Annotated in this window: 17 protein-coding genes; 5 read left to right on the top strand and 12 right to left on the bottom strand. The window is 68.7% G+C overall.

Annotated features, from left to right (window positions below; all coding sequences use genetic code 11):
* Nucleotides 1-225: 225 nt before the first annotated feature.
* Nucleotides 226-699 (top strand): hypothetical protein, encoded by a 474-nt coding sequence (locus ACQZ13_RS05260; protein WP_431050181.1) that lies wholly within the window; start codon nucleotides 226-228, stop codon nucleotides 697-699.
* A 64-nt stretch (nucleotides 700-763) separates the two neighbouring features.
* Here ACQZ13_RS05260 and ACQZ13_RS05255 read toward each other — a convergent pair whose 3' ends face one another.
* Entirely contained in the window at nucleotides 764-2,461 is a 1,698-nt protein-coding gene (locus tag ACQZ13_RS05255; RefSeq protein ID WP_431050180.1) for a hypothetical protein, read from the bottom strand.
* Between the two features lie 304 nt (nucleotides 2,462-2,765).
* Here ACQZ13_RS05255 and ACQZ13_RS05250 point away from each other — a divergent pair, with 304 nt between their 5' ends.
* Nucleotides 2,766-3,515, top strand: coding sequence for a carbonic anhydrase (locus ACQZ13_RS05250; RefSeq protein ID WP_431050179.1), 750 nt, complete (start codon nucleotides 2,766-2,768; stop codon nucleotides 3,513-3,515).
* A 60-nt stretch (nucleotides 3,516-3,575) separates the two neighbouring features.
* Here the strand turns inward: ACQZ13_RS05250 and ACQZ13_RS05245 are convergent, their stop codons facing one another.
* The 9 genes from ACQZ13_RS05245 to ACQZ13_RS05205 all read right to left on the bottom strand — a co-directional run bounded on the left by ACQZ13_RS05245 (nucleotide 3,576) and on the right by ACQZ13_RS05205 (nucleotide 15,046).
* On the bottom strand, nucleotides 3,576-4,706 hold the full coding sequence (locus ACQZ13_RS05245; protein ID WP_088404948.1) for an acyl-CoA dehydrogenase family protein: 1,131 nt from the start codon (nucleotides 4,704-4,706) through the stop codon (nucleotides 3,576-3,578).
* Between the two features lie 13 nt (nucleotides 4,707-4,719).
* A complete protein-coding gene (locus ACQZ13_RS05240; protein WP_431050178.1) occupies nucleotides 4,720-6,123 on the bottom strand; it encodes a hypothetical protein in 1,404 nt (467 codons plus the stop codon).
* Nucleotides 6,124-6,270: 147 nt separating this feature from the next.
* A complete protein-coding gene (locus tag ACQZ13_RS05235; protein ID WP_431050177.1) occupies nucleotides 6,271-6,939 on the bottom strand; it encodes an SDR family oxidoreductase in 669 nt (222 codons plus the stop codon).
* Between the two features lie 11 nt (nucleotides 6,940-6,950).
* Nucleotides 6,951-8,129 (bottom strand): acetyl-CoA C-acyltransferase, encoded by a 1,179-nt coding sequence (locus tag ACQZ13_RS05230; RefSeq protein WP_431050176.1) that lies wholly within the window; start codon nucleotides 8,127-8,129, stop codon nucleotides 6,951-6,953.
* Between the two features lie 34 nt (nucleotides 8,130-8,163).
* Complete coding sequence (gene aceK / locus ACQZ13_RS05225; RefSeq protein WP_431050175.1) at nucleotides 8,164-9,987, bottom strand: bifunctional isocitrate dehydrogenase kinase/phosphatase; 1,824 nt, start codon at nucleotides 9,985-9,987, stop codon at nucleotides 8,164-8,166.
* A gap of 5 nt (nucleotides 9,988-9,992) precedes the next feature.
* Nucleotides 9,993-10,667: a carbonate dehydratase gene (gene can, locus ACQZ13_RS05220; protein ID WP_088404943.1), complete on the bottom strand. Its 675-nt coding sequence runs from the start codon at nucleotides 10,665-10,667 to the stop codon at nucleotides 9,993-9,995.
* A 56-nt stretch (nucleotides 10,668-10,723) separates the two neighbouring features.
* On the bottom strand, nucleotides 10,724-11,902 hold the full coding sequence (locus ACQZ13_RS05215; RefSeq protein WP_088404942.1) for an isovaleryl-CoA dehydrogenase: 1,179 nt from the start codon (nucleotides 11,900-11,902) through the stop codon (nucleotides 10,724-10,726).
* Nucleotides 11,903-12,253: 351 nt separating this feature from the next.
* Nucleotides 12,254-12,721: a DUF1854 domain-containing protein gene (locus tag ACQZ13_RS05210; RefSeq protein ID WP_431050174.1), complete on the bottom strand. Its 468-nt coding sequence runs from the start codon at nucleotides 12,719-12,721 to the stop codon at nucleotides 12,254-12,256.
* A gap of 18 nt (nucleotides 12,722-12,739) precedes the next feature.
* Nucleotides 12,740-15,046 (bottom strand): ABC transporter ATP-binding protein, encoded by a 2,307-nt coding sequence (locus tag ACQZ13_RS05205; RefSeq protein WP_431050173.1) that lies wholly within the window; start codon nucleotides 15,044-15,046, stop codon nucleotides 12,740-12,742.
* Between the two features lie 193 nt (nucleotides 15,047-15,239).
* Here ACQZ13_RS05205 and cphA (ACQZ13_RS05200) point away from each other — a divergent pair, with 193 nt between their 5' ends.
* The 3 genes from cphA (ACQZ13_RS05200) to ACQZ13_RS05190 all read left to right on the top strand — a co-directional run bounded on the left by cphA (ACQZ13_RS05200) (nucleotide 15,240) and on the right by ACQZ13_RS05190 (nucleotide 22,213).
* The gene (gene cphA, locus ACQZ13_RS05200; RefSeq protein ID WP_431050172.1) at nucleotides 15,240-17,417 is read left to right on the top strand and encodes a cyanophycin synthetase; all 2,178 of its coding nucleotides are present in this window, start codon (nucleotides 15,240-15,242) and stop codon (nucleotides 17,415-17,417) included.
* 90 nt (nucleotides 17,418-17,507) lie between these two features.
* Entirely contained in the window at nucleotides 17,508-20,093 is a 2,586-nt protein-coding gene (gene cphA, locus ACQZ13_RS05195) for a cyanophycin synthetase (RefSeq protein ID WP_431050171.1), read from the top strand.
* Nucleotides 20,093-22,213, top strand: coding sequence for an FUSC family protein (locus ACQZ13_RS05190; RefSeq protein WP_431050170.1), 2,121 nt, complete (start codon nucleotides 20,093-20,095; stop codon nucleotides 22,211-22,213). The genes cphA (ACQZ13_RS05195) and ACQZ13_RS05190 overlap by 1 nt, the downstream gene beginning before the upstream one ends.
* A 3-nt stretch (nucleotides 22,214-22,216) precedes the next feature.
* Here ACQZ13_RS05190 and ACQZ13_RS05185 read toward each other — a convergent pair whose 3' ends face one another.
* Both ACQZ13_RS05185 and ACQZ13_RS05180 read right to left on the bottom strand, forming a co-directional pair.
* Nucleotides 22,217-22,642 carry an Hsp20/alpha crystallin family protein gene (locus ACQZ13_RS05185; RefSeq protein ID WP_431050169.1) on the bottom strand — a complete coding sequence of 142 codons (426 nt, stop codon included), beginning with the start codon at nucleotides 22,640-22,642 and terminating at the stop codon, nucleotides 22,217-22,219.
* Between the two features lie 61 nt (nucleotides 22,643-22,703).
* A complete protein-coding gene (locus tag ACQZ13_RS05180) occupies nucleotides 22,704-23,204 on the bottom strand; it encodes an Hsp20/alpha crystallin family protein (RefSeq protein WP_431050168.1) in 501 nt (166 codons plus the stop codon).
* Between the last annotated feature and the right edge of the window lie 59 nt (nucleotides 23,205-23,263).

The following is a 23,263-nucleotide window of genomic DNA, read 5'->3' as shown; positions in this document are numbered from 1 at the left end:
GGCGCGGGGATGCGAAGAATTGCGTTCAGGTGATCAGACACCTGCAAGTTCCAAGAGCAGCCACTCAGTGGCCACGTTGTCCGATTTCTTCGGGCGAGATGGACCAATCCGCGAGGACGGTCGCACGCAGGAACTTGCCGTGAATCTGAACATCTCGCCCACCCTTTTCATCGCCAACGAGTCCGGTGGGTTCCCTCAACTGATGTTGGCAAAGGACCTCTCCCCATGCTGTCCACCCGCTTCATCGAATCCGTCGCCCGCAGCAACTTCCGCATCTCCGAGCATCTCGCGCTCGAACACCTGGACCTGGATCCGACGCCGAGCGCGCCGCGCCCCATGCTGCTCCGCAAGCCGCTCGAACTCAACTCCGAACGCACAGTGGAGGTGCTCAACACCGCCGCCGGCAACCCCTACCGCTACGACCTGGATGAACCCGGTCGCACCTTCTGCCGCCCGCACCGGCTCACGCGCGACATCACCGTCGGCGACGCGCTGATCAGCATGCGCGACCGGCTCACGCACCTGACCGCGCTGCTGCAGGACTTCGACGTGCCGATGGAGATGCGCCGCAAGAACGGCACGCTCTGCGATATCGCCGTGGATCTGATCCACGAGGTCACCAGCTACTTCGCCCTCGTCGAGATCGCCGTGCACGAAGACCACAACCGGCAGGTGAAGCGCTCCGTCGAGGCCAACTGACCCCGGCCGGCGCCGCACGCCAGCGCGCCGGGGCTCACTGCCCTGGCGCGCCCTTCGCCTGCGTTCAACGCAGATTGAACGTCTTCACCGTGGACAGCTGGCCCGTCCCGGTCATGGCGGAGTACAGCACCAGCACGCCTTCCGGCGTCATGCCGAGCCAGCCGCCCGTCGCGACCTGCCAGGCGGCGGTGCGCGTCGCCAGATCGATGGCCACCGTCTGCTTGTCGGTCGACACGAACAGGTGGGTGTCCGTCAGGACCATCTGACGCTGCCAGAAGCTGTCCGTCGTCGGCATCGCCCACGTCCACAGCAGCGAGCCGTCGGCGAGGCTGCGCGCCTCCACCGCCTTGGTCGACTGGTTGGCGGCGTAGACGACGCCATGCGCCGTCACCGGATGGTCCATGAACTGTCCCGTCGCGTCCCAGCGCTGTGCGCCCGTGGCGCGATCCACCACCGTCAGATGGTTCTGCATGGCGGTCCCGCGCGCCAGGTCGCGATGGCTCAGCAGGACGGCGCTCACCCCGTCCTCCGGCAGCACCGGCGCCTCGTAGCTCCAGACCTGCCCCAGGCCCAGGTCTTCCCGTGTCGGCACCTGCGCCTCCGCCGTGATGACGCCGTCGCTCAGGCGCAGCACGCGGTAGACGCCGCCCGTGTTCACGTACGTCAGGCCGGCATCCACGTCGGCGGTCGCTCCCCAGGCCGAGTAGTTCACGCCCACGATCCGGTCCGACACGGTCGTCGTCCACACCGGCGTCTTGATGTCCGCCACGTCCAGCGCGGACAGGTAGTTGACCTCCGGATCCGTCGGCATCAGCAGACGCCCGCCGGCGAAGGTCCAGCCCGGCGCGACCACCGTGTTGCCCTTGGCCGTGTGTTCCCCGACCAGCGTCCCCGCCGTCGTCGACGTCACCATCACCCGACTGTTCGACGCCTGCCAGTACAGACGGTCGCCGCGCCCGGTCACCTGGATCGGAACGTCCGGCAACAGGCCCTTCCACAGATCGGTGCCGTCCTTGAGCGACATCACCGTCGCGTTGCTGGTCGTGGCACCGCCGCTGCCGAGGATCATGTCAGGCACCGCGATCAGTCCCTGCCCCAGATGCAGACCCTCGCCGTACGTATTCGCGGGCGTGGCGATCCAGCGGGTCCAACGCGGACTGAACTTCGTGGCATCCAGCGACAGAGGCACATACCCCGAGCGCGTCCCGCCGCCGCCGAATCCCGACCAGCTCTCCCGACCCGGCATCACCGCGGGCAGGGTCGTCAGGTTCTCGGTGCCGTTGTTGCCGACCTCCAGCCGGTACCGCACCTTGTTGGGCACGTAGTTGGTGAAGAGTTCGAGACTCAGGATGTTGATCTCGATCGTGCCGGTGTAGACACCCGGCCGCATCTGCGTCATGAACCCGACGCTGATCCTCACGTCGCCGTTGGCCTCGTTGTCGCGATAGACGTGGTCGATGACGCGGACCGGGGCGTTGTTGTCCGGGATCTCGGTCCAGATCGGCCGGACCGTGACGGGGCCGTCATGCCGCTTCGTGGCGTAGATCTTGACGTCCGTGCAGGCCGAGCCCGGCTCGGTCGCCTTGCAGTCCGCCGTGTTCTGGCTGAGCGAGTACGGGACCTTGGTCTCGTCCAGCAGATTCCCGACGGCCTTCTCGACGGCGCCGCCGCAGCCGGCCAGCATCCCCGAGACCACCAGCGCCAGCACCGGCGCGAAAAGACTTCCCATGGCGGGCAGGCGCCGCCGCATCGTCGACAACATGAGCTTCTCCCTGATCGAAGGCGGCGCCCGATGCCCCGTCCAGGGTCAGGTCTTGTCGCCAGCGGGGCGCAATCTACGTCCCACGCCTCCCGCAGGCAACCCGTCTGAAGGGGGACGCGGGAAAACGCCAACGTCGCTCGTCGGACATCGCGCGGAAGACGGTTTCGGATCCGTGAACAAGCATTCGCAAGACATCGTTTTCCTCAACGACTTCTTAACACTTTGATCACGCCTCGACCGCTAGCCTCGCGCGGCCCTTGTCATTCACTGATCCGATTCCTCTGCGCTTCCTTCGAGCATCCTCATGGCACTTCACGCACGCGTTTTCCTCGCCGCCCTGTCGGTCGGCCTCTTCTCTTCCGCCCTGCCCGCCGTCGCGGCCGCGCACTGGGAGTACACCGGCGACAAGGGCGCCGCGCATTGGGGCGAGATCGATCCGTCGTTCGCCGAATGCGCCTCGGGCCATCAGCAGAGCCCGATCAACATCGTCAAGCCGGTGAAGGCCGCGCTGCCCGCGCTCGACTTCCACTACGGCAGCGCCGCGCCGACGATCTGGAACAACGGCCACACCGTGCAGGTGAACCTGCCGGCCGGCAATTCGCTGGCCGTCGGCGGCCAGAGCTACGAGCTGCTGCAATTCCACTTCCACACGCCCAGCGAGGAACACATCAACGGCAAGTCGCTGCCGATGGTGGCGCACTTCGTCCACAAGAACGCGGCGGGCGAACTCGGCGTGGTGGCGGTGCTGATCCGCGCGGGACGCTCGAACGCGGCCTGGGGCTCGGTGTTCCAGCACCTGCCGCGCGTGGGCGAGAAGATCACCGTGGACGAGCTGTCGCTGGACCTCGCAAGCCTGCTGCCGAAGTCGCTCGGCTACTACGACTTCGCCGGTTCGCTGACCACGCCGCCCTGCTCGGAGGGCGTGCACTGGATGGTGCTGAAGGAACCGGTGACGCTGTCGGCCCGGCAGATCGACGCGTTCCGAAAGCTGGTCGGCAGGAACGCGCGGCCGGTGCAGCCGCTCAACGCGCGGCTGGTCCAGGAAAGCGAATGAGACTGAGCGGGCCGGTCCACCGGCCCGCGGTTCCGCAGGGTCGTGAGGCCGCTGCGGCGCTCAGACGAGCGCGCGGCCGATCAGGATCTTCTGCACTTCGGACGTGCCTTCGTAGATCTGCGTCACGCGCACGTCGCGGTAGATCCGCTCCACCGGGAAATCGCTGACGTAGCCGTAGCCGCCGTGGATCTGGATCGCGGCGGAGCACACCCGCTCCGCCATCTCGCTGGCGAAGAGCTTGGCCATCGCCGCTTCCTTCAGGCAGGGCTGGCCGGCGTCCTTCAGCGCGGCGGCGTGCCAGATCAGCTGGCGCGCGGCCTCGATCTGCGTGGCCATGTCGGCCAGCTTGTGCTGCATCGCCTGGTGCTCGAAGATCGGCACGCCGAAGGCGACGCGCTCCTTGCTGTAGCGCAGCGCCGCTTCGAAGGCCGCGCGCGCCATGCCCACCGACTGCGACGCGATCCCGATGCGGCCGCCTTCCAGTCCCGACAGCGCGATCTTCAGCCCCTGGCCTTCCTCGCCGATCCGGTTGGCGACGGGCACGCGGCAGTTCTCGAACAGGATCTGCGCCGTGTCGCTGGCGTGCTGGCCCATCTTGTCCTCGATGCGCGCCACGACGTAGCCGGGCGTGGTCGTCGGGACCAGGAAGGCGGAGATGCCCTTCTTCCCCGCGGCCTTGTCGGTCACCGCCATCACGATGGCGACATCGCCGTTCTTGCCGCTGGTGATGAACTGCTTGACGCCGTTGAGGACGTAGGCGTCGCCGTCGAGCACCGCCGTGGTCTTCAGTCCGCCGGCCTCGGAACCCACATGCGGCTCGGTCAGGCAGAACGCGCCCAGCATGTCGCCGCGCGCCAGCGGCTTGAGGAAGCGCTGCTTCTGGTCCTCGTTGCCGAAGGCCATCAGGATGCTGCAGACCGGACAGTTGTTGACGCTCACGACCGTGGAGGTCGCGCCGTCGCCGGCGCCGATCTCCTCCAGGATGATCGCCAGCGCCAGGTAGTCCAGGCCCGCGCCGTCGTACTCGGTCGGCACGGCCACGCCGTAGCAGCCCAGCGCGGCCAGGCCCTTGAGCTCCTCGGCGGGGAACTGGTGGGACTTGTCCCACGCGGCCGCCTTGGGCGCGATCTGGTCTTGCACGTAGGCGCGGACGGCGTCCTGCACGGCGCGGTGGTCTTCTGAAAGCAGCATGGTCGGCTCTTGGTCAACTCTTGGTCGGAGACGGATCCGGGTTGGATCCCGTGACGGTGGCGGCGCTCGTGGCGCCGGAGGGAATGCGGTAGCGGAGCGTGTCCTGGCTGGACACGGGCGCCCAGAGTCGCGCGACGACGTGTTCGCCGTCGATAGCGAGTCGTTCGCGCAGGCGGGCGTCCATCGGTTGTTGGGACAGCCAGACCGCGCGCCTCGCGGGCTCGACGTCGCCCGCAGCCAGCGCGAGGCGGGCGGCTTCGTTGAGCAGCATCAGGGACGCCTGCTTGCGCACGTAGATGGGAAAACCGGGCGCGGCGACCGCGACGAGCGTTCCGCCGATCGAGTTGCGCCAGGGGAAGCCCAAGGCCCAGTCCGCTGACGGATCTGGCTCCCAGTCAAGCATGTTCAGCGCACCGCCGCCGGACTTGGCTTCGGCCTGCAACCAGTACTTGTCCAGGAGGTGCTGCGTGGCATTGGGCATGGCCCAGAAGCGAGGCTCGCAGTGAAACGGGCTGTCGGCGGACATCGCCGAGGCGTCGGCGCCGAGATCCATGCAGGCGTATTCGCGCACGGCTTCGCGGCCGAAGTTCGCCTCGGTCCGGATCCAGCGGGAGGTGTCCGCCGCCCGCGCCGACATCGGGCGCAGCATCGCGCGCAGTTCAGGGGCGGCTGCGGGATACACGGCGGCCAGATCGGTGACGACACGCCAATGGCGCCGCGCCATCGCGCCGGCCACATTGACGCCGATCAAGGTGTTGGTGCCGTCCAGCATCGCCCCCGTCAGCGCGTCGGCTTGCTTGACGAAGGTCAGCATGGCCGAGCGATCGCCCGACTGGCCCGCGAGCGCCGATCGCAGGTGCAGCCAGCGCAGGCAATTCACGGTGGTCTGCCAGGGCAGGAGCGTCGCGCGCCGGATGTAGAGCTGCCCGGCCGTCTTCAGTTCGGCGGACGGAGTGATCATCGGCTCGTCGATCGCCATGCCCGTCTGGGCCACGGCTTCGCAGCGACGGCCGATGTCGGCGTGAGCCGCGGTCAATGCTCGCAGGGCATCGGCCTCCTGCATCCAGACCGCGACGCAATCGGTCGTCTGCGTGTCGCAGCCCCAGGCCTTGCTGGCCGGTTGGCGGGTCTCGCTTGCCGGCCATTTGCGCGGCGAAGCCGGCAGGGATGTGATGGCGCCGGCATCCATCGCCGCCCATCGCCGCAGACCGGCCGAGTGCGGGTCGTCTCCGGCCTCGGCCAGACCCAGCAGCGCAAAGACCGCATTGCGCTCCGGCGGCAATGTCGGCGCCGGCACGCGCAGCGCTTCCGGCACCGGACGCGGCGCGTCATCGACCAGCCGGTTGTTGAACGCCGCCCAGGCCGCCGCGAGCGTCACCACGCCCAGCAGCAGACCGCCCAGGATCTTCAAGCTCACACGCGCCCACCGCTTCATCGTTCTCTCCCTGAATCTTGATCTGTGGTCAGTGAGTATCGGACGACCGCAGCCCTCACCCCTGCCCTCTCCCGCAAGCGGGAGAGGGAGAAAGAAGGAGACGCGCTCTCGGTTTTCCGGGCGAACCTGTTACCAGGGCAGCGGCGTGCCGTCGTAGTTGAAGAACCCGCCGTTGTCGCTCGCCTTCAGCCCGTCGAGCACCGCGCGCAGGCTGGACGCGCTAGTGGCGACGTCGATGTCGGCTTCCTGGCCGCCCATGTCGGTCTTGACCCAGCCCGGATGCAGGCTGACGCAGACGGCGCGGCCGTCGAGGGTCAGCGACAGGTCCTTCATCACCGAGTTCACCGCCGCCTTCGACGCGCGATAGACCCAGCCCGCCGAGTTCGCGCGCAGCGTCATCGAGCCCATCCGCGAAGACAGGATGCCGATGCGCGCGTCCGGCGCGAGCGCGTCCAGCAGCTGCGGCAGCACGCGCATCGGGCCCAGCACGTTGGTGTGCATGACGGCGTCGAAGTCGTCCGCGCTGGGCGGCTGCAGGCCGATGGTCTTCGGACCGTAGAGGCCGGCGACGTACAGGACGCGGTTGAACTGGTAGCCGTCGAGCTGCCAGGCCAGACCCGCGATGCTGACGACGTCGGAGACCTCCAGCTTGATCGCCGTTGCACCGAGCGACTTCAGCTTCTCGAGGCTGGCGTCGTCACGCGCGGTCGCGACGACGGTGTCGCCGCGCTCGCGGTGCTGCTTCACGAGCTCGAGGCCGATGCCCCGCGAGGCGCCGATGATGAGAACTTGCGTCATCCGGTCCGTCCTCAGATCAGCTCGACGCCGACGGCGGTCGCTTCGCCGCCGCCGATGCACAGCGCCGCGACGCCGCGCTTCAGGTTGCGGTGCTTGAGGGCGCCCAGCAGCGTGACGAGGATGCGGGCGCCCGAGGCGCCGATCGGGTGACCCAGCGCCACGGCGCCGCCGTTGACGTTGACGATCTCGTGCGGCAGCTTGAACTCGGCCATCGCCGCCATGGTCACCGCGGCGAAGGCCTCGTTGACTTCCCACAGGTCGACGCTCTTCGCGTCCCAGTTGTTCTTGGCCAGCAGCTTCTGGATCGCGCCGACCGGCGCGGTCGTGAACCACTCCGGCGCGTTGGCGTGCACCGCGGTACCGACGATGCGGGCGATCGGCGTCACGCCGAGCTTCTTCGCGGTGGACTCGCGCATCAGCACCATCGCGGCGGCGCCGTCGGAGATCGACGACGAGGTCGCGGCCGTGATCGAGCCGTCCTTCTTGAACGCCGGCTTCAGCGTCGGGATCTTGTCGAGCTTGGCCTTGAACGGCTGCTCGTCGCGCGAGATCACCGTGTCGCCGCCACGACCGGCGATGGTCACCGGCGCGATCTCCCACGCGAAGCTGCCGTCCTCGTTGGCGCGCTTGGCGCGCTCCGTCGACGAGATCGCGAACTGGTCCTGCGCCTCGCGCGTGAAGGCGTACTTGTCGACGCACTGCTCGGCGAAGACGCCCATGGCCTTGCCGCGCTCGTACGCGTCTTCCAGGCCGTCCAGCGCCATGTGGTCGTACATCTGCGCGGCGCCGTACTTCACGCCCTTGCGCGCGAACATCAGGTGCGGCGCGTTGGTCATGGACTCCATGCCGCCGGCGATCAGGATGTCGGCGCTTTCGGCCTTCAGCGTGTCATGCGCGAACATCGTCGCGCGCATGCCGGCGCCGCACATCTTGGACAGCGTGACCGCGCCCACGGACTGCGGCAGGCCGGCCTTCAGCACGGCCTGGCGCGCCGGGGCCTGGCCCTGGCCGGCCATCAGGCAGTTGCCGAGGAAGGCTTCCTCGATCGCGTCGGTCGGGATGCCGGCGCGCTCGACGGCCGCCTTGATGGCGACGGCGCCCAGCTCCCACGCGGCCAGGCCGGCGAAGTCGCCCAGCAGGCCGCCGATCGGCGTGCGGGCGGCGGAAACGATGACGATGGAATCGGACATGAAAGCCTCCTTCTGAGAAATCAGTGTGTGTACGTCAATGAATGGGGAGCTCGCGATCCTGCGGCTCCGGCACCTTCAGGGCCGGCGCGACGTCGCGGACGTGGAAGCGCTTGTGCGGGTCGTACGGGAACACGTCCTCGACGTGTCCCGCCAGGATGCGTTCCTTGTGGGTCTGCCAGAACGCGGGATCGAGCAGGTCGGCGTGGTGCGCCATGAAGACGTCGCGCACGCCCGGATGGCCGAGCAGGAAGGGCCCGAAGGTCTCGGGGAACACGTCGAGCCTGTTCACCGCGTACCAGACCTCGCCCGACATCTCCTCTTCCTCGTTGCGGGCCTCGGGCACCTTGCGGAAGTTGCAGTCGGTCAGGTACTCGATCTCGTCGTAGTCGTAGAACACGACCTTGCCGTGGCGCGTCACGCCGAAGTTCTTCCACAGCATGTCGCCGGGGAAGATGTTGGCCGCCACCAGGTCCTTGATCGCGTTGCCGTACTCGACCACCGCGTGCGCCAGCTGCGCCGGCGACGCCTCCTGCAGGTAGATGTTGAGCGGCACCATGCGGCGCTCGATGTAGAGGTGCTTGATGACCAGGTCGTCGCCGGTCTCCTCCAGCAGCGAGGGGCAGAAGTGCTTCAGCTCGGCGACCAGCTCGTCCTCGAAGCGGTGGCGCGGGAACGCGACCCGCGTGTACTCCAGCGTGTCGGCCATGCGCCCGACGCGGTCGTGCTGCTTCACCAGCAGGTACTTGGACTGGATCTGCTCGCGCGTCGTGTCCTTCTGCGGCGGGTAGAAGTCCTTGATGACCTTGAACACGAACGGGTAGGACGGCAGGTCGAAGACCAGCATCACCATGCCCTTGATGCCGGGCGCGATGCGGAACTTGTCGCTGCTGTGTCGCAGGTGGTTGAGGAAGTCCCGGTAGAAGAGGTTCTTGCCCTGCTTCTGCAGCCCCAGCGTCGCGTAGATCTCCGAGCGCGGCTTGCGCGGCATCAGCGAGCGCAGGAACTGCACGTAGGCGCTCGGAACCTCCATGTCGACGAGGAAGTAGGCCCGCGCGAAGCTGAACAGCATCTGCAGCTCATCCTCGCCGAAGAGCGCGGCGTCGATGTAGAGCTGGCGTTCGGTCGTTCCGTCGCTCGTTTCCTTGTGCAGGATCGGCAGCGCGAACGGCGTCTCGGTGAAGCCGTTGATGATCTTGCCGACGATGTACGCGCCCTTGTTGCGGAAGAACAGCGAGGACAGCACCTGCACCTGGAAGTTGGTCCGCCAGCGGAAGGCACCCAGTTCCTCGCCGACGGCCTTCAGCACCAGGTCGACGTCGCGGCCGAGGTCCTCGAACTCCAGCGCCAGCTGGAAGTTCCAGACGATGCGCATGAAGGTGTCGCGCAGCGTGTCCTGCGAGGGGTAGTAGCAGCGGTAGGTCGGCTGGGCGGCGGGTTCCTCGTTCTCGATGAACTCGGTGGAGATCGCCGGCCGGACGAAGATGAACTCGTTGTGGAAGTAGCTGTGGTGGAGGATGCGCGTCGTGACCGAGTTGAAAAAGGTCTCGGCGAGCTCCGGCCGCAGGTGCCGGGTCAGCAGCCCGATGTAGTGCAGCTTCACCTGCTGCCAGACTTCGCTGGGCAGCGCGCTGGTCTTGAAGCGCTGTTCCAGTTCGATGACGGCCTCGTCCACGCGCAGGTCGTAGAACTCGATGCGCTCGCGCTGCGCGAACTGCTGGCCGTGCCAGTCCGCCTGCTCGAAACGCGTCTTGGCCGTGGCCGACGCGGCGCGGAACAGGCGGTAGTGCTTGTCGAAACCCTCGAGCATCGTCTGCGCGATCTCGAACGCGCGCGGATCGTTGAGCTCGTGGGGGAACATGGCGTTCAGCGGCCCATGGCCGCCTCGTAGCGGCGGTGCAGCGCCTCGAGCGCGCTGCGGTAGGCGGGACCCACGTCCTCGGCCTTGCCGACGGTGATGCTCAGGTCCTTCAGCAGGCCGTTGTGGAGGCCGTAGACCCAGCCGTGCACGGCGACTTCCTGGCCGCGCGCCCAGGCGTCCTGGACCACGGTCGTCTGGCAGGCGTTGCGGGCCTGCTCCAGCACGTTCAGCTCGCACAGCGCATTGGCGCGCTGGTCGGGGACGACCTGGTCCAGCCATTCCTGATGGTGGTTGCGCACGTCCTGGACGTGGCGCAGCCAGTTGTCCACCAGGCCGACCCGCAGGTCTTCCAGCGCGGCGCGCACGCCGCCGCAGTTGCTGTGGCCCACGATGATGATGTGCTGGACCTTCAGCTGGTCCACGGCGAACTGCATGACGGACAGGCAGTTCAGGTCCGAATGGACCACGACGTTGGCGACGTTGCGGTGGACGAAGAGCTCGCCCGGCAGCAGGTCCACCAGCTCGTTGGCGGGGACGCGGCTGTCGGCGCAGCCGATCCAGAGGTATTGCGGCGTCTGCTGCTTGAGCAAGCGCGAGAAGAAGCCGGGCGACTGTTCCTCAGTCGCGGTGGCCCAGCGCTTGTTGTTGTCCAGCAGGTCTTGCAGTTCGTTCGTGCTCATGGACGTGGATTGTCGCGGTTACGGACCGACACGCGCCTGTCGCAACCGCGAAGGCCTCACATCGTTTCGGCGAACAGTTCCCGGCCGATCAGCATGCGCCGGATCTCGGACGTGCCCGCGCCGATTTCGTAGAGCTTCGCGTCACGCCAGAGGCGGCCCAGCGGGTACTCATTGATGTAGCCGTTGCCGCCGAAGATCTGGATGCCTTCGCCGGCCATCCAGGTGGCCTTCTCGGCGCACCAGAGGATGACGGAGGCGCAGTCCTTGCGCACCTGGCGGACGTGGGCGCCGTCGAGGGCGTCCAGGTTCTTGCCCACGGTGTAGCAGAACGCGCGGGCGGCCTGCAGCACGGTGTACATGTCGGCGACCTTGCCCTGGATCAGCTGGAACTCGCCGATCGACTGGCCGAACTGCTTGCGGTCGTGGATGTAGGGGACGACGTTGTCCATCACCGCCTGCATGATCCCGATCGGACCGGCGGCCAGCACGGCGCGCTCGTAGTCCAGGCCCGACATCAGCACCTTGGTGCCGCCGCCGACCTGGCCCAGCACGTTCTCGGCCGGGACCTCGACGTCCTGGAATACCAGCTCGCCGGTGTGGCTGCCGCGCATGCCGAGCTTGTCCAGTTTCTGCGCGATCGAGAAGCCCTTCATGCCCTTCTCGATCAGGAAGGCGGTCATGCCGCGGGCGCCGAGTTCGGGTTCGGTCTTGGCGTAGACGACCAGCGTGTCCGCGTCGGGACCGTTGGTGATCCACATCTTGTTGCCGTTGAGGACGTAGTAGCCGCCCTTGTCCTCGGCCCGCAGCTTCATCGACACGACGTCGGAGCCGGCGCCGGGTTCGCTCATCGCCAGCGCCCCCACGTGTTCGCCGGAAATCAGCTTGGGCAGGTATTTCTGCTTCTGCGCGTCTGTGCCGTTGCGCTTGATCTGGTTGACGCACAGGTTGGAGTGGGCGCCGTAGCTCAGGCCCACCGAGGCGCTGGCGCGGCTGATCTCCTCCATGGCCACCATGTGGGCCAGGTAGCCCATCGCGGCGCCGCCGTATTCCTCGGGCACGGTGATGCCCAGGACGCCGACGTCGCCCATCTTGCGCCACAGGTCCATCGGGAACTGGTCGCTGCGATCGATCTCCGCGGCGCGGGGGGCGATCTCGGCTTGGGCGAACTCGCGCACTGCGTCGCGCAGGGCGTCGATGTCCTCGCCGAGATGGAAATTCAGACCGGGCAGGCTCATGGGTTTGTCTCCTCGACCACCTCCGCGGCCGCCTCTCCGGGCAACCGCTGGATGATTCGTCTTACGTTTACGTAAACGTCAATTGTAGGGCAGGTCCTTGCCGCTTCGGGTATCGCATAAATGCTTAAGAGGCTTCCAGTACTGCCACGGCCGCTGGCCCTCACCCCGACCCTCTCCCGCAAGCGGGAGAGGGGGCAAGAGCGCTGCATGACTGCCTAGACCCCGCGCGCTGCGCGCGCCCCTCACCCCAACCCTCTCCCGCAAGCGGGAGAGGGGGTAAGAAGGGCCGCGGTCGGACTCCCTCTCCCGCTTGCGGGAGAGGGCGGGGGTGAGGGCCAGCGGCCTAGGCAGTCAGAGGAAGCGTTCGAGCAACTTCCGCGAATGCCGATCCAGGGCGAACCGGTCCGGCACCAGGAAGTGCAGCCCGTGGGAGCTGGCGATCAGCAGCCGCCCTTCGCCGATCCGGCGGATGTCTTCCTCGCTCTTGAGGATGAATTCCGTGGTGCCGCGGTCGGTCTCGACGGTCCACTGGGAAGGCGTCGAGAAGGTGGAGACCTCCAGGAGCTTCAGCACCGTCGGCGTCATTTCGCGGTGTGCGAGTTCGTCCTGGAGCAGCTCGCGCTGAGTGTGCGGCAGGTCGGTCAGCCGGTCGATCCAGGCGATCTCGTGCCCGTCGGTGCCGACCAGCGAGATGCCCTCGTCCGGCGCGCTCAGCGGATGTGCCCGGACCGGGGTGACGTTGTCGTGGGTCTGTCCGGCGTCATCGACCAGGCTCAGCCGGCCGAAGGCATTGCGCGCCAGGTTCTGGATGTTGTTCATGAAGGATCCTAGTCGCGATCAGGCCTGGGTGGCCGTGTGGACGTTGACGTTCGGAGCCACGACGACGACGTTGTCCTGCTCCTCCGCGTCCACGCGGCGGGCCTGCGCCTCCCACAGGCGCCAGTAGGCGCCCTGCTTGGCGATCAGCTCGTCGTGCGGTCCGACCTCGACGATCTCGCCGCGGTCCATCACCACCAGCCGGTCGGCCTTGCGCAGCGTCGACAGCCGGTGGGCGATCGCGATCGTCGTGCGGCCCCGCACCAGGTTGTCCAGCGCCTTCTGGATCTCCTTCTCCGTCTCCGTGTCCACGGCCGAAGTCGCCTCGTCCATGATCAGGATGCGCGGGTCGATCAGCAGCGCGCGGGCGATCGAGATCCGCTGGCGTTCGCCGCCGGACAAGCCCTGACCCCGCTCGCCGACCAGCGAGTCGTAGCCCTGCGGCAGCCGCAGGATGAATTCATGCGCATGCGCGGCCCGCGCCGCGGCGACGATCTCCTCGCGCGTCGCCTCGGGCTTGCCGTAGGCGATGTTCTCCGCGATCGTGCCGAAGAACAGGAAAGGCTCCTGCAGCACCAGCCCGATGTGACGTCGGAAGTCCGCCAGCTTGAAGCGCCGCAGGTCGACGCCGTCGAGCTTGATCGCCCCTTCCGTCACGTCGTAGAAGCGGCAGATCAGGTTGACCATGGTGCTCTTGCCCGAGCCGCTGTGCCCGACCAGCCCGATCATCTCGCCCGGCTTGATCACCAGGTTGAGGTCGCGGATCACCGTCCGGTTGCCGTAGCGGAAGCCGATGTCCTGCAGCGACAGCTCGCCCGCCACCTTGTCCAGCACCACCGGCTGGGTCGGCTCCGGCACGTTGGACTGGTGGTCCAGGATGTCGAAGATCCGCTTCGCGCCCGAGGCCGCCTTCTGCGTCACGGACACGATCCGGCTCATCGAATCCAGCCGGCCGTAGAAGCGCCCGATGTAAGCCAGGAAGGCCGTCAGCGTCCCGACCGTGATCTGCGAATGCGCGATCAGCCAGATGCCGAAGGCCCAGACGACCAGCAGGCCGATCTCGGTCAGCAGCGAGACGCTGGGCGTGAACAGGCTCCAGGTCTTGTTGAGCCGGTCGTTGACGACCAGGTTGTGCTTGTTGGCGGTGCGGAAGCGCTCGGCCTCGCGGCGCTCCTGCGCGAAGGCCTTCACCACGCGGATGCCGGGAATCGTGTCCGCCAGCACCGAGGTCACCTCGCCCCAGACCCGGTCGATCTTCTCGAAGCCGGTGCGCAGCTTGTCCCGCACCAGATGGATCAGCCAGGCGATGAAGGGCAGCGGCACCAGCGTGGCCAGCGCCAGCCACGGGTTGGTGTGGAACAGGATCGCCGTGATCATCGCCAGCATCAGGCAGTCGGTGATGAAGTCCAACGCGTGCAGCGACAGGAACACGCTGATCCGGTCGGTTTCCGAGCCGATGCGGCTCATCAGGTCGCCGGTGCGCTTGGAGCCGAAGTACTCCAGCGACAGGCCCAGCAGGTGGTCGAAGGTCGCGGTCCGCAGGTCGGCGGCGATGCGCTCCGACACCAGCGCCAGGATGTAGGTCTTGGCCCAGCCCAGGATCCAGGACACGATCGCCGCCCCGAACAGCCCGCCCAGGTACAGCGCCACCAGCATGGTGTCGATCTGCTTGCCCTGCTGGAACGGAATGAGGACGTCGTCCATCAGCGGCATCGTCAGGTAGGGCGCCACCAGCGTCGCGCCGGTCGCGCCCAGCATCAGCAGGAAGCCCAGCAACAGCTGACCCCGGTAAGGCCCGGCGAAGCGCCACAGCCGCAGCAGCACCCAGGTGGACGGCGGCGTGTGCAGCTCGCGGGCGCAGGAGGGGCACTCCTCGCTGTCCTCCGGCAGGACGGCCTGGCAGCTCGGGCAGAGCTCGGGCTCCTCGTCCAGCCGGGCCTCGACCTCGTCGCGGCGGTTGAAGGCATCCTGGAAGCGCTGGGCCTGCAGGTTGGCCCGCATCGTGAAGCGCCACTGCGCCAGCCGGCCGTCGGCGTCCACCAGTTCCAGCGCGCCCAGTCCGGCGTGGTCGGACAGCACCAGCTTCAGGTCCGGCGTCAGCGGCCATTCCCGGAAAACGGGGGGCCCGCCCGCGTCCTCGGAGGCCTCCAGCGACAGCAGCCGTTGATCCGTGAGTCGCAGACCGCCCGCCGAGAAGCGCAGACGCCCGTCGAGGTCAACCTCCAGCGAGGCCCGGACGTTTTCGCCACGCCGCAGGCGTGTTTCGAAGGCCTGGCCGGCCGGGACGCCGCCGGCACCGGCCAACGCGACAGGATGTGAATGCTGCATTTTTGATTCTTCTGGCGATCTGCGAAACGTTGAGTTTCTTCGAGACTTTTCTGCCGTGGCCCCCCAACGGGGCAAGACCCGGTCCAGCCGGTTCGTGGCATGTTTCGCACAATTTTGGCTTAAGCGCACAATTGTGCTTCGCATCATTGTCCGGTGGTCCGCCGGGCGACCCTCTTCCACGTTTCCACCCCTCATGAGCCGACACGACGACATCAAGCTCCTGCGCATCAACTACCTGCGCGGCCCCAACATGTGGACCTACCGTCCGGTGCTGGAAACCTGGCTGGACCTGGGTGGCCTGGAAGAACACCCCTCCCACCTGATTCCCGGTTTCACCGAACGCCTGTGCGCGCGCCTGCCGGCGCTGGAAGAGCACCACTGCGGCGTCGGCGAGCGCGGCGGCTTCCTGCAGCGCCTGACCGAGGGCACCTGGATGGGCCATGTGCTGGAGCACATCGTCATCGAGCTGCTCAACCTGGCCGGCATGCCGACCGGCTTCGGCCAGACCCGGTCGACCTCGAAACACGGCGTCTACCGCATGGTCTTCCGCGCCCGCGACGAGCAGGTCGCCCGCTGCGCGCTGGAGCAGGGCCACGCGCTGCTGATGGCCACCATCAACGGCGACGACTTCAACGTCGACGCCGCCGTCGTGGCGATCCGCGACAAGCTGGACGACTGCTACCTCGGCCCCTCGACCGCCGCCATCGTGGCCGCGGCGACGGACCGCCGCATCCCCCACATCCGCCTGAACGACGGCAACCTGGTCCAGCTGGGCTACGGCGCGCGACAGCGCCGCATCTGGACGGCCGAGACCGACATGACCAGCGCGATCGCCGAGGGCATCGCGCGCGACAAGGACCTGACCAAGGAACTGCTGAAGTCCGTCGGCGTGCCCGTTCCGGCCGGCCAGGCGGTCAAGACCGCCGCCGAGGCCTGGGACGTCGCCCAGGACCTGGGCCTGCCGGTCGTCGTGAAGCCGTCCGACGGCAACCACGGCCGCGGCGTCACGCTGGACCTGCGTCACGAGGCCGACGTCGAGGCCGCCTTCCACCTCGCCGACAAGGAAGGTTCGGAAGTGCTGGTCGAGAGCTACATCCCCGGCATGGAGCACCGCCTGCTGGTCGTCGGCGGCCAGGTGGTCGCCGCCGCCCGCGGCGAGGAAGCCTGGATCACCGGCGACGGCACGCACACCGTCGTCGAGCTGATCGACCTGCAGATCAACACCGACCCGCGCCGCGGCACGACCGAGGACTTCCCGCTCAACCGCATCACCATCACCGACGACCCGGTCGTGCTGCTGGAACTCCAGCGCCAGGGCCTGTCGGGCGACGGCGTGCCCGAAGCCGGCCGCCGCGTGCTGATCCAGCGCAACGGCAACGTCGCGATCGACTGCACCGCGCAGATCCACCCGGACGTGGCACACGCCGTCTCGCTGGCGGTGCGCACCGTCGGCCTGGACATCGCCGGCGTCGACCTGGTCTGCAGCGACATCTCGAAGCCGCTGACTGAAACCGGCGGCGCCATCGTCGAGGTCAACGCCGGCCCCGGCCTGCTGATGCACCTGAAGCCGGCCGAGGGCATGCCCCAGCCGGTGGGCCAGGCCATCATCGACCACCTGTTCGCCGAGGACGAAAGCGGCCGCATCCCCATCGTGGGCGTGGCCGGCTCGCGCGGCACGGCGCAGATCGCGCGCCTGGTCGGCTGGCTGCTGCACCTGAACGGCCGCCACGTCGGCCTGGCCTGCGGCGACGGACTGTTCCTGGGCACCCGCCGCGTGGAGCGCAAGCCCAGCGCGACCTGGGCCGCCAGCCACCGCCTGCTGATGAACCGCGCCGTCGACGCCATCGTGGTCGAGAACGGCGCCGGCACCATCCTGGGCGACGGCCTGGCCTACGACCGCTGCCAGGTGGGCGTCGTCACCGACCTGGGCCGCGTGGCCGAGCTCGACAACCACGACATCCAGACCGAGGACCAGCTCTTCAAGGTGCTGCGCACGCAGGTCGACGTGGTGCTGTCCGACGGCGTCGCGGTGCTGAACGCCGACGAGCCCAAGGTGGCCGAGATGGCCGAGCTGTCCGACGGCGAAGTGATCCTCTACGCGCTGGACGCCGGCAACGCCGCGCTGACGGAGCACCGCGGCAAGGAAGGCCGCGGCGTGTTCCTGCGCGGCGGCGCCGCGATGCTGGCGCAGGGCACCTCGGAGACCTCCGGCGCCAACGTCGAATCGCTGCAGGCCCGCTTCCGCGCGGTCGGCCAGGAGATCGCGACCGACGCGGTGCTGGCCGCCGTGGCGACCGGCTGGGCCATGGGCATCTCGCCCGAGCTGATCTCGGCCGGCCTGGACACCTTCGTGCCGGACCTGCCGCAGTAAGCCTGACGCAGTAACCACCGACCAGCGAGCCGCCGCGCCTCACCAGCCGACCCGCCCCTTCGAAGAACAGTCGAACCCGAAAGACGACAGATGGAAGTCTCCCGCACACGCGCCCTCCGCGGTCCCAACATGTGGAGCCGCCACACCGCCATCGAGGCGGTCGTGCACTGCAGCGACACGGAACGCACGATCGCGGACATGGCCGGCTTCGAGGCCCGCCTGCGCGAACGCTTCCCCGGCATCGGTCCGCTCCGGCCGGCCAGCAGCGCCAAGACGCCGATCACCCTGGCCCACGTGCTGGAGCAGGCCGCGCTGGCGCTGCAGGCGCAGGCCGGCTGCCCGGTGACCTACAGCCACACGCACACCACGTCGGAGGACGGCACCTACCAGGTGGTCGTCGAGTACAGCGAGGAAGACGTCGGCCGCGCCGCGTTCGAGAAGGCCGTCGAGCTGATCAACGCCGCGCAGTCGGGCGCCGCCTTCGACGCCGACGCCGCCGTCAAGGCGCTGCGCGAGACGGACGAGGACATCCGCCTCGGCCCCTCGACCGGTTCCATCGTCGACGCCGCCTGCAAGCGCGGCATCCCGTTCCGCCGCCTGACGCAGGGCTCGCTGGTGCAGCTGGGCTGGGGCGTGAAGCAGCGCCGCATCTGGGCCGCCGAGGTCGACGCGACCAGCGCCGTCTCCGAATCCATCGCGCAGGACAAGGACCTGTCCAAGCGCCTGCTGCAGTCGGCCGGCGTGCCGGTGCCCATCGGCGCGCCGGTGGAGACCGTAGCCCAGGCCTGGGAACTGGCGCTGGAGATCGGCCTGCCGGTCGTGGTCAAGCCGCTGGACGGCAACCAGGGCAAGGGCGTGACGGTGAACGTCGCCTCGCGCGAGCACATGGAGATCGCCTACAAGGCCGCGGACGAGATCGGCACGGTGATGGTCGAGAAGTTCCTGCCCGGCAGCGACTACCGGCTGCTGGTCGTCGGCGACAAGCTGGTGGCCGCGGCCCGCCGCGATCCGCCCAACGTGACCGGCGACGGCGTGCACACGGTGCGCCAGCTGGTCGACAAGGTCAACGAGGACCCGCGCCGCGGCGACGGTCACGCGACCTCGCTGACCAAGATCCGTCTGGACGACATCGCGATCGCGCGCCTGGACCTGCAAGGCCTGACCCCCGAGTCGGTGCCGGACAAGGGCCAGCGTGTGATCCTGCGCAACAACGCGAACCTGTCCACCGGCGGCACCGCGACCGACGTGACCGACGACGTGCATCCTGAAGTCGCCGCCCGCGCGATCGCCGCGGCGACGGTCGTCGGCCTGCATGTGTGCGGTGTCGACGTCGTGGCCGAGAGCGTGCTCAAGCCGCTCGAGGAACAGAGCGGCGGCATCGTCGAAGTCAACGCCGCGCCCGGCCTGCGCATGCACCTGAGCCCGTCCTACGGCAAGGGCCGCGACGTGGGCGAGGCCATCATCTCCAGCATCTACGGCGGCAACCGCGGCGCCGCGAGCGAGGACGGCCGCATCCCCATCGTGGCGGTGACCGGCACCAACGGCAAGACGACGACCTCGCGCCTGGTGGCGCACATGTTCGCGACGCAGGGCCTGCGCGTGGGCATGACCAACACCGACGGCGTCTACGTCGACGGCCGCCAGACCGACAGCGGCGACTGCTCCGGCCCGAAGAGCGCGCGCAACGTGCTGATGCACCCGGACGTCGAGGCGGCGGTCTTCGAGACCGCGCGCGGCGGCGTGCTGCGCGAAGGCCTGGGCTTCGACCGCTGCCAGGTGGCGGTGGTGACCAACCTGGGCGAGGGCGACCACCTCGGCATGAACTTCCTCAACACCGTCGAGGAACTGGCGCTGGTCAAGCGCGTGATCGTGCAGAACGTGGCGCCCAACGGCTACGCGGTGCTGAACGCCGCCGACCCGGTCGTGGCCAAGATGGCCGACGTCTGCCCGGGCCAGGTGATCTTCTTCGCGAGCGACCGCCACCATCCGCTGATGGCGACGCACCGCGCGCAGGGCAAGCGCTGCGTCTACGTCGACGGCGACGCGCTGGTCGCGGCGCAGGGCGCGTGGCGCGAGTCGATCCCGCTGCGCGACATCCCCTTCACCCGCGGCGGCGCGATCCCGTTCCAGAACGAGAACGCGATGGCGTCGGTGGCGGCGGCCTGGGGCGTGGGCCTGGACTGGGACACGATCCGGCGCGGGCTGGCGAGCTTCATGAGCGATCCGGACAGCGTGCCGGGCCGCTTCAACGTGATGGACTATCGCGGCGCGACGGTCATCGCCGACTACGGCCACAACGGCGACGCGATGCGGGCGCTGGTGCAGGCGGTGCAGGCGCTGCCGGCCAACAAGCGCTCGGTGGTGATCTCGGGCGCCGGCGACCGCCGCGACGAGGACATCCGCATCCAGACGCAGATCCTGGGCGAGGCCTTCGACGAGGCCATCCTGTTCCAGGACGCCTGCCAGCGCGGCCGCGAGGACGGTGAAGTCCTGGCGCTGCTGCAGCAGGGGCTGAAGGGCGCGACGCGGACCAAGCACATCGAGGAGATCCGCGGCGAGTTCGTCGCGATCGACCGCGCGCTGGAGCGTCTGCAGCCGGGCGATCTCTGCCTGGTGCTGGTGGACCAGGTCGAAGAGGCCCTGGCCCATCTGAACCAGCGCGTCCGGGAAGCCTGATGGCGGCCGGTCGCTGGCGTCACTGGCCGGCGCACTGGTGGAACGGCCTCAGCGTCGCCCTCGGGGTGATGCTGGTGCAGGTGATCGTGTCGCATGCGGCCCCGGCCGAGCTGTCGCACGTCGCCTCGCAGCTGGCGATGGCCTGCGCCATCTGCGCCAGCCTGGCCGATCTGCCGGGCAGCGTGCGGCGCAACCGCAACCGCGTGCTCACCGCCGGCGGCATGACGCTGCTGGCCGTGGGACTGGTTGCGGTCCTGCATCCGTATCACGGCGCGATGGGCGCGCTGGTGGCGGTGCTCGCCTTCGGCAGCGCCATGCTGCTGAGCTGGGGCCCGCGCGCGGGTCCCGTGTCCTTCGCACCCATCCTGGCGATGGTGTTCGCGCTCGCGTGGCCGCCGCAGCCGCTGATGATCGTGCTGGCGAGCGGCGCGGCGGGCATCGCGCTGTACCTCGTGTGGAGCGTGATCTCCAGCGCCTTCCTGCAGCGCCGCTTCCACCGGCTCGCGCTGGCGGAGGCGCTGCACGGCCTGGCGCAGCTGATGAGCGCGCGGGCCGAGCTGCTGGGCAGCGGCGGCGCGGCGCATGCGATGCGCGACTGGCTGGGCAACGAGGCCCAGCTCGCGGAACTGCTGCAGACGGCGCGTGATCAGGTCTTCCCGCGCGCGAAGACCGATCCGCGCAGCGCGGCCGTGCTGCTGCACGTCGTGGAACTGCGCGACCTGATGCTGGCGAGCCGGCTGGACCTGGAACTGCTGGGCGAGGACCCGGTCGGTCAGCACATGCGCACGGCGCTGGTCAGCCGCCTGCGGTCGCTGGCTGTGCTGCTGGACGAATACCGCGACGCGTTGCTCGACGAGCGCGCGCCGGCGATGAACACCGTTCGACCGACGCAGTGGCCGGACCTGCCACCGCAGGATCCGCGCACGCGGCTGCAGCTCGTGCTGCAGGACCGGTTGTCGCATCTGGATGGCGAAGTGCTGGCGATGGGTCGCGCGCTCGATGCCGCCCAGCCCTTGCCGCCGCTGGCGCTGGACGCCGGCGAACTGCGCAACTTCGTGACGCCGGTCGGCTGGCCCATCGGCCTGCTGAAGGCGCAGATCCACCTCGACTCACCCGTGATGCGGCATGCGCTGCGCAGCGCGCTGGCGCTGTCGTCGGCCTACTTCATCGCGCTCGCGCTGCCGTGGGCCTCGCACCCGCACTGGCTGGTGCTGTCGGTCGCGGTGGTGCTGCGCGGCAGCCTCGACCAGACGCTGGAGCGCCGCAACATGCGGGTGCTCGGCACGGCGATCGGCTGCGGGCTGATGCTGGCGCTGTCGCTGATCCCCAACCAGACGCTGTGGATCGTCGTGCTGCAGGTGGCGGTCGGCATCGCGCATGCGTTCGTCACGCGCCGCTACCTGATCACGGCGATCGCGGCGACGGTGATGGCGCTGCTGCAGTCGCATCTGGCGGATCCGACGCATGGCATCGCGATCTCCGAGCGCCTCGCGGACACGGTGCTGGGCGCGATCCTGGCCTGGGCCTTCAGCTACGTGCTGCCGGCCTGGGAGCGTCGCAACCTGCCGCGCGCGCTCAAGCGGGCACGCGCCGCCCTGCAGCAGTACGCGATGCAGGCGATGACCGCCGAGATGACGCCGGCCGGCGCGCTCACGCAGCGCATGGCGCGGCGCCAGGCCTACGACGCGCTGGCCGCGTTGTCCGCGGCGCTGACGCGCAGCGCGGCCGAACCGCGCCGGGTGCGTCCGCCGCTGCAGGAGCTGAACACGGTGCTCGACCACGGCTACCGGCTGATGGCGCATCTCTCGATGATGCGGCAGAGCCTGATGCGCCGCGCGAAGGACCTGGACGCCGACTTCCTGGCGGAGATGCCGGAATCGGCCAAGCGCCTGCAACGGGCGCTGGTGGGCCAGGAGCCGGTGCCGCACGCGGTGCAGGCGCTGCAGGACTGGAGCCTGCTGCCCGACGTCGGTCCGCTGGAAGACCTGCGACCGTGGATGCGTCGCCGATTGCAGGTGAGCCTGGACGACGCGGCCCGCGCTGGCGAAGCGGCCGATGCGGCTTTCGCCGCCATGGCCGCACCGCCGGAGCCGGACGTCACGCTGTCGCGCCTGCAGTGACGATCAGCCCAGCTTGATCTCAATCTTGCGCGGTTGCGCATGCGCGGCCTTGGGGATGCGCACGCGCAGGACGCCGTTGTTGAGCTCGGCGCCGATCTGCTCGGCATCGAGTTCCTTGCTCAGCGTGAACGCGCGGCGGTAGAACTGGCGCGACACCTCGACATGGCCGGCCTTCAAGCCGTCCGGCAGGTCGAGCTGCATTTCAGCCTCGATGATCAGGCGGTCCTTGTCGACGCGCAGCTGGAGCTGTTCGCGCGGCACGCCGGGCAGGTCGGCGAACAGCGTCAGGCCTTGCGCGTCCTCGAGGACGTCGACGGCGGGCTGAATCGCATAGTCATCGCGACGACGCGCGGCCTGCGCGGCGGTCGAGGCGCTGGTCTTCACTTGCTCGGCCGCATCGGCGGCGGGGGTGTGCACGGCAGTGGTCATGGTGTTCTTTCGAATCGGGTTCGGTTCGTGTCTGGGATCGGTGGACGGCGGGGTCCGCGACTCAATGGATGTCGATGCGGCGCGGCTGCGGTGCCGGGCGGCGCTTGACGCTGACGCGCAGCACGCCGTCCTTGTACGAGGCCGAGACCTGTTCCGGATCGATGTCGTCGGGCAGGCTGACCACGCGGCGGAACTTGCCGGCGAAGCGCTCGCGCTGATGGACGAGGGTCTTGTCGGCGGCCTTCACGGCGGGGGCGGCGGTCTCGCCTTCGGCGGTCGCGGCAGTCGCAGCCGTCGCTGCGGAAGCTTCCGACGACGAGGACGCGCGCTCGCCGGACAGGCTCAGCACGCCGCGGTCCAGGTCGACGCCGATGGTGGCGGGATCCAGGCCAGGGGCGAAGGCGTAGACCTCCACGGCTTCCGGCGACAGGCCGACGTTGAGGGCCGGGTAGCCGCCGCGCGGGGTGGCGCGGCTGGCGGTGGATTCGAACAGGCCGCTCATCTCGCGCTGGAAGCGGTCGAGGTCGTTGAACAGCTCACGGGCAAACAGTTGACGGTACATGCGGGGCTCCTTGGCTTCCTGCGGGTGGATCGCGGCGGGACGTGTCCGCCATGCATCCC

Source organism: Roseateles sp. L2-2 (assembly GCF_050613215.1).
Lineage (GTDB): Bacteria > Pseudomonadota > Gammaproteobacteria > Burkholderiales > Burkholderiaceae_C > Roseateles > Roseateles noduli.
The sequence above is the reverse complement of the archived record's forward strand: the minus strand, read 5'-3'. Positions and strand labels throughout refer to the sequence as shown.